Below are 14186 nucleotides of genomic sequence, written 5' to 3'. Positions count from 1 at the left end.
TCTATATATTTTACTATTTGTTATAATTTAATTAACTGAATATATTAATAGAAATATATAAATTTATTATTAATGGATAGTTTTCTATTAGAAATACAAAAAGAAGGTGTGCAAATGTGCAAAATTTAGTAGTTAATAATAAATACATTCAAGTTAGTGAATGGAAAAAGATAATTAAAGACAGTTCTTCCCTTTATCTTTTACAAGAACGATTAGATCTTGCAGAAAAAAATCAAAAGAAGCCATTTGCTGATTTTTCAGATGTAGAAATGATTCAGTGGTTTTTATATCGGAAAGTGCATTTAAATCGTCAACACGATAAAACCTCAAGAACAATCAAAGAGTATGAAAGAGAGCTCACACTGTTTGTAGAACAATTGATACGGTATTCTGGAGACATTGATGTCGATATGGACTATATAATAGAAGGTTCTCTATTCAAGTCTTTATCAACTCGCCATATAAGGCGTTACCAGGAATGGCTTGCAGAAAGAAGCCCCTATGTACAAAAGAAAGGTTCCTATTCCCCTGCAACATTAGCAAGAAAAACAATCATCATAAAAAGTTTCCTCCATTTTATGTATGAAGCAGAATATATAAATGAGCCGATACATAAAGGGTTTTATACTGCCACAGTAAGAAAAGATGACCGGCCTAATCGTGACCTTGGACCACAAGAAGTAATACAGCTACTTGATTACTTTCGCCATATTAACCATTCTGTTGCCTTTGCAATTGTTCACATTTTAACGACAACTGGGTTAAGGAATGAAGAGTTATGCAAGTTGAATGTCGGAGATTTTCAATATGATTCAATAAGTGGAGGTTATTATCTTAACGTATTAGGAAAGGGAAACAAAAGGAGACAGATTCCTTTGAGGGAAAAAAGTGTGAAAAGCATCCAATTATTTCGGAATGCCAGAGGGCTTAAAGACTTAACAGTTGCAGATAAAGAAAGTCCATTATTCACAACCAATACAGGAAAAGCATATTCACCTTCCTATTTATCCCAATATCTAACCAAATCTGTAAAGGAAACCAATCTTCCTTTTCTTATGCATCGGCCAACCCCTATTGGTCCACATACTTTTCGCCACGCATTTGCGATTATCTCACATATTAGTAAGGTGGATGTATATCAAATTATGCGTTCACTCGGACATGAGAAAATTGAAACGACGATGATTTATTTGGAGAAAATTTTTGAGAAGGAACGAAATGCTATTCATGCTTGGAAACCTGAAGTATTCGGGGAGTATATATAATTCCTTGGAGCAGTGTCAGGAAAATACGGGTTTCCCTGAGCACTAAGAACCATAAGCTGTTGCTAAAGCCAATGACCGATATTCAGGATTTAACAACAGGCCAATTGGGACAATGTGACTCATAGAAGATGAGTTTGAAAACTTCTCTCTATAATAAGGAAGAAACTCGTCAAAAGTAGGAAGTAAACCCGAAAATAAGCCCCGAAGAGACCGGAAGATTATTTATCTACTGACTTATGCTGGCCTTAGTGTGTATGAGTTTTAAATTTAATAATTGTCTGCCATTGTTTTAGATTAGGTCTGGACGGTTCCCCTATCCTATATACTTGTTAAAATACAGGCCTGGCTGGTGGGATAATAGGCTGAAATGGCAAAGCAGCTACACATGTTGTAGATTCGACCTAGTTTTTATAGCCAAAGGTCATCTAAGTTTACTGACCACGGGTCCAGATCATGGTTGACTCTACAGCCTTCCAAAGAAAAAACTGACTCCACATATGTTTAGGCATACTTTTTCCCAAAGGATGTTAAATGCTACAAATAATGATATTGAAAAAGTTAGAAGGATAGCTGGCATAGCAATAAAAATTACTACAACCAGCAAATATTTGAAAGATAGGTATAGTGATTTGGTTGATGCTTTCCGAAATTCTAATTAATGAACAAGGTTACACAGTATTAAATAAAAAGAGATGCTAAGTGTTCAGTTTTAAAATGATTTTCTTTAAAAATATTAGTAAACAGTTTCCCACTGCAACCCATATGTGTTCCTGGGCCGGCCTGGTTCCAGGACAGAATGAAAGTGCAGGAAAAAGGAAATCGGCTAAAACTAAAAAAGGAAACAAGTATTTAAGGTCCGCTTTGACTGAGGCAGCTCATTCGGTAAGGGGATCCAAAAACTATCTCGGAGCACTGTATAGGTGTACATCCTCACGAAAAGGCAAGAAACGCGCTGGTATTGTCGTCGCTCACGTCATGTTACGTATCTCTTATTATCTCTTAACTCGTAAAGAAATGTATGTAGACTTGGGCGAATACTACTTTGATAAACAGAGACTACAATCGATTGTCAGACATTCTCTTAGACGACTCGAAAGCTTAGGATACACAGTAACGTTGGAAGAGCCTAAAGCATCCTAATCCAGTCAAACTAATTACCATAGATCCTATCCTAATGTGGCGCTCTCCCCTTTAAAAAAACAAATGAGCTGCTTCTTCTTCAGTATTGCCTTTTTTAGAGAATTGCAGAAGTTAATTTTCATGGTAGTTTAAGTACGCTTTTTCACAAATTCAAATAATTAACTTATGAAAGTTAAGTTCATTTATTACAGGAATGCTGCCACTTTTGTTGAAAACACTTCTACAAAAATCCAATATTTATTCGTATGTCAGCACAACTGTTGGCCATTCATACAAAAACTTCCCCTTCGCTTTTCAAAAAACGGAATGTATCATAGTCAGTAATGACGGTAGTTAAGAAACCTATTTTTTCACAAATCGTTCTTTGTAAAAAGCATTTGAAAACCTTTTATATTCCATAAAAAGCATTTAAGTTCCCTTTTCAAATTAATAAAAACAAAATAAACCTCAGAAGCCCTTCTTTACCTTCTAAATATAAATCTATAAAGTGAAACCGTCTCATCAAATATCCCCGCCGCATCCTCCGATAAACGGAACACACATTACCGTATCAGGGCAAAAGCCAGGGCTGCCAGCACACAAGCCCCTGGTATAATCTGGATTCTGCATGCTTAGATTTTGAAAATAGCAGACAATCTCATGATTGCGGACAGGCAAGCTATTCAGCTGAAAAGAAACCGGGTATTTTCTAGTCACATGCCGATAGTATAACCCGTCCTTTGTAAACGGAGGTGGATACACTTTGGCTGGTAATGTCGGTATTATGTCATGTATATTAAATATTCGTATGCTATTCTTTACCGTTCGGCTGAAGAAGGAAGCAAAGACAGGATCACCAGTACGAGGGCTGCCGTAAGTATAGGCAAATGGATTTTTGAACATGGTATTTACCTCGATATCTAACGCTGCAAGCACCGCCAAACTGCCGCCTAAACTATGGCCTGCAATCAATAATCTTTTCCTTGTGGAAAGCCTGTTTAATTCCCTGATCAATTCATTGCGAGTTGAGGAATAAATACAGGTAAAACCTCGGTGTGTTAATCCCGCATTCCTCACATAAGGATAGGCTACTTGATATAAGTCCTGGTCCGATTCATTGTCCTTAAATGTCCGGGTTCCTCGAAAAGTTACCACGATGTCTTCCGCGGATTCTGCTATAAAGCCAAATACTTCTTCTTCCGGCTCTTCTACCCCTGAAAGTGCACGGATGATATAGCGAAGCCTAAAGCCCCTTGGCAGGGTAAGAGTTCCCCTTTCAAAAAGCTGATACGCCTGATGAATCATGCCTGCAAGCAAAATGGCCTCTTCTGTGCTCAACTTTTCCTTAAAGTCTAAATTATTCATGGATGGACTCCTTTTTCATTTTTTCTATTCAATTTCCCATGGTTAACATGTTCTCTGAAAAGGAACACACACTTCTGTATCCGGGCAAAAACCAGGGTTCTCCGAACATAATGAATTTACAAAGTCGGGATTCAGGTTGCTTAATGATTTAAAATAACAGTTAATGCTGTCATTTCGGGGTGTATTGTTTAACTGGAAAGAGAGTTTATATTCTGTTTTGACATGCTGATAATATATTCCTTCCTTTGTAAACGGAGGCGGATAGCTTTCTTCGGGGAATGTTGGGAAAGAGTCATGTATGTTGACCACTCGTATGCTGTTTTTCACCTTTTGATCAAATTTCATGGCAAATTCGGGATCTCCAATTCGAGGGCTTCCGTAGGTATAGACGAATGGCATTTTAAATTTTGAGTTCACTGCAATATCCAAAGCAGCTAAAATAGATAATGCCCCACCGTAGTTATGGCCGGTAATAAACAGCTTTTTAGAGGAGGATAACTTGTTTAATTCTTCAATTAATTGATTTCTTGCAGATTGGTATAAGCATGTAAAACCACGGGAGGTTTTTCCTCCATTTTGGACGTAAGGATATGGTATTTGGAAGATATCATAGGAGGCTAATAGATCGGAAGGATAGGCAGCGTATCCTCTGAAAGCAATAATAATTTTATCCTTTGACTCCGCTAAAAATCCATAGATGTGTTCGGTAGGATTCTCTACATCAGCAAAGGCACGAATGACATATCGCAGTTCATATCCTTTGGGCAAGATCAGATTTCCATTTAAATAAAGTGGATATGTCTGATAGCTAAAAGCTGAAAGCGAGATGACGGCTTTACTGTTAATAATTTTCTTCATGAGCATAATTCCTTTCTGATAAACTGAAAATCAATGCTTACGGCAAAAAAATTACTTTTAGATAAAAAAACATTATAATGTTTTATATTTTTATGTAGGGATTTCCTTCAGTATTACTTGATTTCCTGTTCTGGGGGTGATCATCCTAACCAGACAGAACATAAAGAAATATTCCAGCAGATTTCTTTAAAATAATCATTTTAATAAACCAATCCTTTTTTCACTAAACTGCCCTTTAGTTGAAGAAGCCGCAAAGGTATATGTACAAACGTAGTCAACATAAAATAAATCTTTGTGATCGGAAATAAAAAGCCTTTGGAACTATTGACCTCTCCAAAGGCTTATATTTATCACAGACTACATAAACTTTAGATTAATTTCTCTGTAGCAATTTTAATGTTCGATACATTGAATCAAAGAAATGATGAATATCGTCTTTTTTAATTACCCAATCGCAACTCGCATCATCAGGCAAATCTGCGCGCGTTTTTCGCCAAGGATACTCCATATGTGTTAAGTCCTCTAAAAATTTCGCTTCAAATTTACTATATTTATCCCATACCCAATGCAATATACTCAACTGATCAGATGTTAAACCTAAATCATGAATCGATACACCAAAATCTTTATCAATGCTCTTCGAACCATACGACTTATAGCGATGGTACAAATCAGGAATTACGGGACCATGTTGCCATGCTTGGAAATTATCTTCAAATAAATCGTGTCCAGTGAAAGCGTGGCTCCATCCCTGAGCGAAATACATTAATTTCTGAAGTTTTAAAGGAGAAACTCTTAAATCGTCTTCATCTTCCTCATTAAATTCTTGCCCTTTTATAATAAAAAACTTCTCTACTGATTCTGTAGAAGTCATGTGCCATCCATCATCTATATCTTCTATGTTTAACAAAGTAAGCCTGTCATCTAATCCCTTTAATAACTCACTCGATTTTACTGTATCTAATAAAAAAGATAACCTTTCTTCAAGTGCTCTTCTAGGTTTCTCTTCAAGTTCATCACGATAATTATCAAATGCTCGTTTCATCGCGCGTGGATCTAAATATGTTCTAAAATGAGTATCATGTTTTTTCGTCTGTAAACTTCCATTTTCATATCGAGAGATAGTAGCAGGGCTCCATCCAATTAATTTAGCCATTACGCGCGTACTAACCTGATAAAGTTCATTGCGAACGTATCGAAAATCTTCTGCTTTTAACATATCTTTCTTTTCCTGATATTTACGATAAATCGTAGTATAGTTTCGATCTGTTAATTCGTCGTTATCTGTGTACTTACCACATTTTGTACACTCATAACGTTCAGCTTCATATGTGATAGTTTCGCCATGCAATTCAACTTTATCTGTAACAAATTTATGTTCAACCGGAGTTCGTTCAAAACAATGAACACAGAATTTTAATTGTAACGTCATAACTTTTTCCTCCTGTTTTTCATACCCCACTCATGATGCCTTGAGGGGGTATGTGATTGTACGATCTGGTTTATGAAAAGAAACACAACAGGTAAAAGGGCCATCATGGTCTTCAATAAAACTGAACTTAATATAAACTTCCATCGTTTCATTTCCAGTAACCACCTTTCCAAATTCCCACATATCACTATTTCGCAATCGTGGAGGAACATTACTGCTCCCATTTGGATTGGGTCCTCTGTAATAATCTTCATAAGTCAGTTCTTCTTCAACAATTCGCCTTACATCTGCGGCTCTAAATCCTAATTCCAACAAAGTAGCTTCGTTCTTACCTCTTTGTGCTAAAAGGATAAAATGGTCATTTCCCCGATGAATACAATCAACAATCTTCTTTAAAATGTCTTCAACTTGGGCCTGTGTAGCTCCGTTGAATGCTGCCAATAAAACCACATCCATAATTAAGACTAGTGTTCTCAGTTATACGATATTTTATTCAAGGATAACATTTTTTGTTATCCATTAATAACATTTTATCATAAGTTATGAATATTTAACATGAAAACAGAACAAAATAATAAAAAAACTGCTTCATTTTTTCGTGATTTCTACTAACTATCTTTAAAAAATATCGTGTTGCGTTTTATGTTCCCTGGTAGCGGCCTATAAAAGTGGGGTTTTTTGATTGCCCTAAAATGAAAATAAGCGCTAATCCATGTTACAGGAAAGCGTCCGATTATTGAAGATCTTCACTACTTTTTCTTGTTTCACTAAACCAGCTAATAGGAGTCAAGAACTTCTTATTAAATTATTTTTTCTACCGTGTTATACTTTTTGAAGACACGCCAAATAACCCTCCAAATATCGTTGGAAGGTTTTTTCATAAGCTGCTTTTTCCTGTGGATTAAGCCAAATCCAGGAACTCTTCTTACATTGGATTATTGCCCTATTAAAAAACAGAACCACTTTCCAAGATATTCCCTAATTTCCTAGCCAAAACATTCACTTCAAGTTTATGTACAACTCTTTCTTGAATTTTTTCGGGAAAAATAGCCTACAATTAAAGCTTTTCCATCACTATATCCAAATGACTTCAAAACTATATCCCTGTTAAATCAAAAAACTTTCATATCTTCACTTTTATTTCTCATATGCCTTATTCACCCATTTAATTTCACCATTTTCAATATCATAATTTAATTTTACGGTAAATCCATGTTTCTTATAGAAATGTTCTAGTCTATCAATGTGATCCCAATCCCTATGTACAATTTCACCTTGGATATGTGTAAAATTTTGTTTTACAACTTCTTTCTGGAGGTATTTCATTAACAATGAACCGTATCCATTATTCTTCTCATTGCCTTGGATATCCCCGATATGAACATATTTAAATTGTTTTTCAGACTTATAATGAAAATCTGAATAAACACTTGATAATATCCCAAAATTCCAGTCTGGTCTAAACTTTTCTAATTTGTTAAGCATAATGTACAAAGATGTTCCAGTATCTAGCTTATATAGCACAGACCATTCATCATTAATCTTCTCTAAACCAATTACCTCGCAATTCTTTCCTTTGAAATACTCAATAAATTCTTGTAATACCAAAAAGCGTTCCTCTAAGTTATCAACTATCTCCCTAAGATTATCAATACTGTTAATATAATACTCATCCATTTTCTTTCTTCTATTAAACATTATCCACCAGCTTTCATATTTTTTATAATATATTCACTAATGGTATTAGAATATGACAGTCATGGTTTTGGTCAACTAAGAAAGACAACCACTTTGAATGCAACCGTCCATCTTTGTTGGTTATTCTATTGCCAGTATCGTTTTACTGCGCAGCTAATGACTGGTATTATTATTTATGACCTTATACATAGGTCATAAAAAGGAATTGGTAGGGGTTAATCCGTTACATCATCCTTGCATATTTCACTAACTAGCTGCCATAACGTGTTGTTTTCTTTATCTTCGGTCCATGCCTATCACAAAGTTCTTCTACTTTCTTCTTAACCCGACCGAAAAAATTTATCATGTTCTGCTATGTGAAAAACTCCTTTTTACTGATAAGGCGATACTTTTTTGCTACCTGTTTGTTTAATAAACGACTTTTATTTTGAACATGAAATATTCCCTTCTAGTACAATAGGACCAAACACATTCGTATTTGAATTTATTGTTCGAACCTTGATACGGGTAGGTATCATCGTTGGGGAAATCTCTTCCCATATTCCCGCCCAATTGTTCTCGGCATATCGAGTTAGTGGAAATGTCCAACTTATTTCATTCAGATTAAATGCTAATATCTCATAGCTATCATACTTTCCAAACCTCGAAGGCGTTGGTATATGCAAAGCATGAATACTAAGGCTTGTTCTTTTATCAATAAAATTTTCTTTCGACATTATAAATTAACGCTACACCCTTACACTTTTCAAAAATAATTAAAAACATTTTATCTACTGCCTGATCTTTATTAAGTAAGGTGTCATCTAAATCAAATAGCTTTGCTTTATAACCATTCAAAAAAGCTCATCTGTAACTCCTTTGATTGGCTTATTTTCATCATTTTAAAGGACTACTCTACAATGTTTTTTCAATTATGAAAGGTTAATTTAGCAAGGTATAATGCTGTTTGCAATCACTACACAGGGCATTACAAAAAATAAAAAAAGATGAATTTACAATTAGGATTAAGAAAAAATCCAGATGAAAAATTGAATCAGCCTAACAATCAGAAGTCCTATTATGATTTAATTAGAAAATTCATTAATGAAATATATAATATACATATACAATAATGTGTAAACAAAATTATTTTTACAATTGATATTATATATTTTGTTTTAGTATATTTTATAATCCTTTTTTATGGTAATGATAAATTGAAAATCCATATTTATAGCGAAAATAAAGAAGAGTATATCTGACTAATAGATGATAAAAAATTGCTCAGGATATACTATTCAATTATCAATTCTTCCCAAAATCCGGATAGCTTTGTGAAATTTAAACCTAAGACTCTAATAACGGTTCTTTACACACTCTTTTATAGCCTTTTTTAAACATCCTAGCATTCACCGAGGTTTAATGTACGTGGAGTACAGACAATATTTGAAGGATGCAGTTTGCCGAAAAAGAAATTGACCCCTCATTTGCTCAGGCATACGTTTCGTAAATGGATGCAGAAGGCTATAAGTAATGATATTAAAAAAAGTGAAAAAATTGACCAGTCACAGCAATATCGCAACTACGAGTAGAAATTTGAAGGATTCTTATGGTGATTTGGCGTTGTAAAGGATGCTGTACTAAGTTTTCAATAGAATTGTTTTTTAATAAAGATTAGGAACCTTATAAATGCGGCACTGACAACGGGCTTTGGTTTCCCTGAGAGGATGTGTATATTGAAAATCCAGTTCAACACTCAATAAGCCCCTTATATTCTCCTTTTTTAAGCTCCCTCATATGTTAAAACGTTCACACATTGTTCATATGTATTTGGTTAAGCGACATTCCATTTGGTATATGATTATATATAGAATATTCCGATAAAAATATATTAAAAGTGAGTTGGTTTAGGTGCGAAAAGATATTAAATCATTGAAAGAGCTTATTGAAGAGAATAAACAGGATCTTTTAAATGACAAAAAGGCTTTGGAAAGGATTGATAAGCGTATAGAGGAACGACATGCCTTAAAAAGGCTAGCCTAATGACTTTTATGTAAAAGCGTGCAAATAAATGGGATAAATATCTATTATCACCCTTAGAGTTCGTCTTACTCTCATGGTATTGAAATAAAAGGAAAATTGTTATGTGGTGGAATTTCTTCATATTCTACCCCATTCTTTATATTAAAAAAATGAGATTCATCTGTAAAAAAGAAGAAATGGAATTATTCGAAAACGACAGTGATAGGCCTTTAAAGGGATGATTTATAGAAGAAACACGTAGGAATAACATTTAATTTTTTGCCAGAAAAAAAACAGAGTTAGGTTGAATAACACAGTAACCCTTTTGGTTAACTATGATATTACCCTACTAAAATTTTATTCAGCCTTTTAGGGACTATTCCTAGAAGGCTAATTTTTCGCGAAATAGTAAACACCAAATGTATAGTCACGCACTATCATGTAAATACAATTTAAGAACCAAATGCTAAAGTTAACTCTGTCGGATATTAAGTGGTCAGAAAATGGTTAGATAACAAAACGCAAAAAGGACCCTAGCATGAGTAGAGTCCTTGAAATGAAACTATTCTATGGTGGTCATTCTAGCTGTATTGATTACTATTTCCCAAGTTTGCAAATCGCAAACCTATAATACCAAGAGCATTAAACGATCGTGCTTCTGAGTTAGAAACACTTAAGCGTATATTTAGGATTGTATCAGGCACAGAGCATTTAACATGTCAATAACACCATCTTTTTTGTAAGAGGTTGTTTTATTTTTATTCTTAAGAAAAACCCTTCCTTAAATTTTTTCTGTTAGACTCTTTAATTTTAGTCGGCTTCCTCCCTAATTGTTAAACAACAATGTTACAAAAAATAAAAGGGTGAAGGTTTTAACCAAAACTAACAACACTACTTACCGCAAGTTATCCATAATGAGACACTTGATCATTTCCAAGGGGGTTCATTGTTTAAGAGATATGACATAAAATGAAGGCTAACTTTTAACCATACCCTTTCTATGCTTCACATTAATAATCAGTACCGAAGATTTAGCTTTTCTTTTCTCTACTCTCATCCCCAGTAACATACTATAAGTTTTTTTAGAGCAAGATACTCTTCTTCAATTTTTTCTTTCTTGGCAGCTATTTCTTTATTCTCCTTCTCCAGAAGAAGAATTTTCCTACTGAGTTTCTGTATGCTCTCCTCGGAATGGTTATTCGCTTTTTGACTGGATTGTGCCACCTCATATAAATTTTTTATCGAGCTCAATACCTGTTCAAGTTCTAGAGCAGATTCCTCTATTCCCTTTGGATATGAAGGAACTTGTACCTTTATGCTGGTTTTTTGATTCTTTTTAATAGAAAAGCGGCTCTCCTTTTCTTTTTTATACTGCTTTGCTGATTCTATTTCCATACAATAGTTCTTTCTTACTTTTGCATTCCATCGAAAACCGCAAGCTGCAGATGTTCTAGACAATTGTTTACCTACTTTCTTAAAGGCTTGAAGCTGGGTTCCACCCTTCCGGATATACCCAAGTACTACCTCTGCTAAAAGCTGATCTTCATCCATTGTCCATGAGTCTTGGCGCGTTTTATTCATGTAATCCCCCCGCTTTTTTTTACAATAAGTATGCGTGAGAACTAAAAATAAGAAGAGAAAATACATATTGATAAACTTAACTCCGACTGGTCAAGTTTTAAAAGAAGACATTACAATACAGTCTTAGGATTTCGGATGACCATGTCCTTTTTAGTGGAATCTTTCATTCTTGAGGCAAGGGATTGAATATAAGAATCTGTCAGTTTAGCAGGATAGTATCCAATCCGCTCCCGTAGTAGATTTTCAAGAACAAAGCATTTCCTGGTGGCTTTTTCATATTCACGGAAAGTGTATTGCTCTGCTTCTGTAAAGGAGCCTTCTCCCTCCTTCATCGCTTGAATAATGATAAACCGCTGTTTATATATGTCCGCTCGGTCCTTTCGGGCAAATTTCAATAGGAACAGCAGCTCTATCGTTGAAAAGCACATAAGTTCTGACGTGCTTTTATCCAGATCAGAAAGCGAGGGCTGTGAAGCCGGCATAAGGTTTTTCCGTTTCCCATACTCCAGAACATCGGCCAGCTTCAGCTTCATTGTACAAAACGAGCAATAGTAATCGCACAGATCCATCTTCTTAACAGTGCTTCCGCAATAGGCACAGGTTTTCATCCAGAATCATCCTTTCCTCTTATTTCTTTGCTGCAATCAGAATAATCGGGCCGATTATTTCCATGCACTTTGGCCCCCGCCAAGGGGAGCAGCCGCTTTTGGCAGCTGCAGCTTCATTAAATGGGTTTTGGAGTAAGCTTTTCAATGACCTCATGGCTGCATGTGACAATGTCACACCCAATCTGTTTCATAATACTGATATCCTGGCTCCATCCGGCAATGTACCCAAAACTGTACTCTCCTGTCTCATATCCGAAATGGTTCATAACCACATATGCAACGGCTTCAGCCTGAGCTTCACGAATCCGGCTCTCTTCTTCCTCAAATTTAGCGCCTTTGCTGTGCAATAAATGGTGAGCGTATTCGTGTATCAATGTTTTCAGCTGCTGGGTTTTGCTTCTTTCTTTATGAAGTGCAATGTATTGCTGGGAGAGATGATAATAGCCGTTTGCCTCTCCTGTGTCTTTAAATTTGACAGGTATTTCAATTTTTTGAATCCATTCCTTCAGCAGGGCTTCTTCTTGTCCCCCGCCGCCTTCAAGTGTTTTTACTGCTGGAGCTGGAAGCTCTTTTCCGTCTGTATGAGAAACATCAAACACATTTACATACCGGAAGCCATAAAGAACCTTTTTTTCTTTTCCCTCTTTGCCGCTTTTTTCTTCTTTTTCATCCTTTTCTTCTTTCCTTTTTTTCTTCCCTATTAAGGGAGCAAGCACTTTAATCGCTTTGGCTCCTTTTTGGACGTATCGGCCGTATCTTTTCCAATCGTGGTACCCTTTTACAAACGTCGCACTGGGATTTTGCATATAGATGAGGATGGTATTATTAAAGCTGTAGCTGTGGAAGCTGGAAAGAAACCGCAGCCACTCCTGAAATTTTTCACTTGTCATCACCTCCTGAATGCCCTGGTCTAATTGTTCTTTGATTTCTTCCAATGCTTTGTTTTTGGCCATTTGTTTTTCCTCCCTTGTTTTTTGGGCTGTGAGCGATTCTTCCCCATGAGGGATTTTTTTCGCCCTTTTGACGTGGAGAACGAACAAGGAGCATAGGCAGATGGTCAAGGGATGAGCATAAAAAGTTTTTTGATGTTGCGAAGTGCTGTTAATCAAAAAAGTTTTTTGCCCCTTGACTGGCTGACTATCCGGCTTAGCTTTCAGCAGGTGGAGGGCGTGAGCCTGGGAGGCTCAGCCTGCTGGAAGGTTAGACCGGATTGCGTGCTTGTACGATTCGCAGCGCAAAAGGGTGGAAAAACCAAAATAAAAAGCAGCCGGCCGGCTGCTTCCATTTTGTTCTTATTATTTATTTTTAATCTTTTTCTTTCGGTCTTCAGGGTCGTTCACTCGTGAAGAAATTCAATGGAACATCAGGATGTCAGGCAGAGTTTTTTTGCTGCCATACAGCCTGATGATCGCTTGGATTTTAGAGGGAAGCGAGATGCCATAGACTGTTGGATTGCAGGTTTTGGCAATCTTACAGTCTATGAGCAGACCTTTAGGCCCTAAACAAGTGCAGGTTTGGAAAATAGTTGGCTTAAATCACCTAACGAACTCGTATTTAAAAAAAGTATGATCATTTTCTTCCGTATTGGTCTAAAAATACGCCTGATTCTTAAAGATGAAACCAGCTTGTTCCCAAACCAATTCCTTGGTTCTCCAAGTTTCTTGATACATCTTTTTCCCAATCAATTGAGGGTCCGCATCTTCTTTAATCATGTATTTGATTACATACGCTCCAATATTGACTACATGGTCCATTCAATTTATCTTTATGAATCCTTGACCCATAATTTCTCTATCAGTAATGCAGGAGTATAGTTCAGATTACATAATAAATGATATAGTGAATGAGACCGCTTAGCCAGAAAGATAGAGCAAGGACATTATTATCATTAAAGAACTGTTTAATCGGGGAATAAGAGTACATATATTAAATGCGGGATTGCTTAAGGATGTATCAATAGGACGCTTTTCCCTGCATACATTGCTTGCCATTGCCGAGCTGGAAAGAAATATGATTGTCGAACGGCACCCAGGAGGGAAAATCCATTGCCAAGCAGCATGACGATTTCCGAGAAGGCAGACCAGTAATCCAGAAGGAAGCAAATACAACATGCCCTGCAGCTGTTTAGGAAATTCATATAAACAAGCAGAGGAGATCACGGGCATTAGTAAAAGCACCCTAATAAGAGCAAAGAAAAAACGTGTGAAAGCAGAGGCATTCTGATGAAACACTGAAAATCGCTAAAGAAAAAGAAAGGGG

The 14186-nt window shown here is 36.0% G+C and carries 13 protein-coding genes and 2 pseudogenes; 4 read left to right on the top strand and 11 right to left on the bottom strand.

Features of this window, described 5'->3' with window-relative positions; all coding sequences use genetic code 11:
* Window positions 1–116: 116 nt before the first annotated feature.
* Together J7I93_RS25520 and J7I93_RS09410 are read left to right on the top strand one after the other, a co-directional pair.
* Complete coding sequence (locus tag J7I93_RS25520; RefSeq protein WP_214725572.1) at window positions 117–1265, top strand: tyrosine-type recombinase/integrase; 1149 nt, start codon at window positions 117–119, stop codon at window positions 1263–1265.
* A 714-nt stretch (window positions 1266–1979) separates the two neighbouring features.
* Window positions 1980–2405, top strand: a complete 426-nt coding sequence (locus J7I93_RS09410) for a transposase (protein WP_285289075.1) — start codon at window positions 1980–1982, stop codon at window positions 2403–2405.
* A 501-nt stretch (window positions 2406–2906) separates the two neighbouring features.
* Here J7I93_RS09410 and J7I93_RS09405 read toward each other — a convergent pair.
* The 7 genes and pseudogenes from J7I93_RS09405 to J7I93_RS25150 form a co-directional block, all read right to left on the bottom strand.
* Complete coding sequence (locus tag J7I93_RS09405; RefSeq protein WP_214725571.1) at window positions 2907–3749, bottom strand: lipase family protein; 843 nt, start codon at window positions 3747–3749, stop codon at window positions 2907–2909.
* A 42-nt stretch (window positions 3750–3791) separates the two neighbouring features.
* Window positions 3792–4607, bottom strand: coding sequence for a lipase family protein (locus tag J7I93_RS09400; RefSeq protein ID WP_214988645.1), 816 nt, complete (start codon window positions 4605–4607; stop codon window positions 3792–3794).
* 373 nt (window positions 4608–4980) lie between these two features.
* Complete coding sequence (locus J7I93_RS09395; protein ID WP_214725566.1) at window positions 4981–6039, bottom strand: type II toxin-antitoxin system antitoxin SocA domain-containing protein; 1059 nt, start codon at window positions 6037–6039, stop codon at window positions 4981–4983.
* A 30-nt stretch (window positions 6040–6069) separates the two neighbouring features.
* Entirely contained in the window at window positions 6070–6489 is a 420-nt protein-coding gene (locus tag J7I93_RS09390) for a hypothetical protein (protein WP_353050266.1), read from the bottom strand.
* A 687-nt stretch (window positions 6490–7176) separates the two neighbouring features.
* Window positions 7177–7737, bottom strand: a complete 561-nt coding sequence (locus tag J7I93_RS09385) for a GNAT family N-acetyltransferase (RefSeq protein WP_214725562.1) — start codon at window positions 7735–7737, stop codon at window positions 7177–7179.
* 422 nt (window positions 7738–8159) lie between these two features.
* On the bottom strand, window positions 8160–8453 hold the full coding sequence (locus J7I93_RS25620; RefSeq protein ID WP_483297130.1) for a YoqH family protein: 294 nt from the start codon (window positions 8451–8453) through the stop codon (window positions 8160–8162).
* A 22-nt stretch (window positions 8454–8475) separates the two neighbouring features.
* Window positions 8476–8574, bottom strand: a pseudogene (locus J7I93_RS25150) (HAD family hydrolase); the annotation flags it as partial.
* A 1053-nt stretch (window positions 8575–9627) separates the two neighbouring features.
* On the opposite strand from J7I93_RS25150, the gene J7I93_RS09380 reads away from it, so the two are divergent.
* Window positions 9628–9759 carry an FbpB family small basic protein gene (locus tag J7I93_RS09380; RefSeq protein WP_214725560.1) on the top strand — a complete coding sequence of 44 codons (132 nt, stop codon included), beginning with the start codon at window positions 9628–9630 and terminating at the stop codon, window positions 9757–9759.
* A 1032-nt stretch (window positions 9760–10791) separates the two neighbouring features.
* Here the strand turns inward: J7I93_RS09380 and J7I93_RS09375 are convergent.
* The 4 genes from J7I93_RS09375 to J7I93_RS09360 form a co-directional block, all read right to left on the bottom strand.
* The gene (locus J7I93_RS09375; RefSeq protein ID WP_214725558.1) at window positions 10792–11319 is read right to left on the bottom strand and encodes an RsfA family transcriptional regulator; all 528 of its coding nucleotides are present in this window, start codon (window positions 11317–11319) and stop codon (window positions 10792–10794) included.
* A gap of 110 nt (window positions 11320–11429) precedes the next feature.
* A complete protein-coding gene (locus J7I93_RS09370; protein ID WP_214725556.1) occupies window positions 11430–11927 on the bottom strand; it encodes a hypothetical protein in 498 nt (165 codons plus the stop codon).
* A 116-nt stretch (window positions 11928–12043) separates the two neighbouring features.
* Window positions 12044–12880: an ArdC-like ssDNA-binding domain-containing protein gene (locus J7I93_RS09365; RefSeq protein WP_214725554.1), complete on the bottom strand. Its 837-nt coding sequence runs from the start codon at window positions 12878–12880 to the stop codon at window positions 12044–12046.
* Between the two features lie 636 nt (window positions 12881–13516).
* Window positions 13517–13681 (bottom strand): hypothetical protein, encoded by a 165-nt coding sequence (locus tag J7I93_RS09360; RefSeq protein ID WP_214725552.1) that lies wholly within the window; start codon window positions 13679–13681, stop codon window positions 13517–13519.
* 133 nt (window positions 13682–13814) lie between these two features.
* Between J7I93_RS09360 and J7I93_RS09355 the strand changes: the two are divergent.
* Window positions 13815–14150: pseudogene (locus tag J7I93_RS09355) on the top strand (recombinase family protein); the annotation flags it as partial.
* Window positions 14151–14186: the final 36 nt, after the last annotated feature.

The organism is Bacillus sp. ISL-47 (genome assembly GCF_018613175.1).
In the GTDB taxonomy this organism is placed as follows: Bacteria; Bacillota; Bacilli; order Bacillales; family Cytobacillaceae; genus Cytobacillus.
Note: the sequence above shows the minus strand (reverse complement) of the source record. Positions and strands in the feature narration are given on the sequence as shown.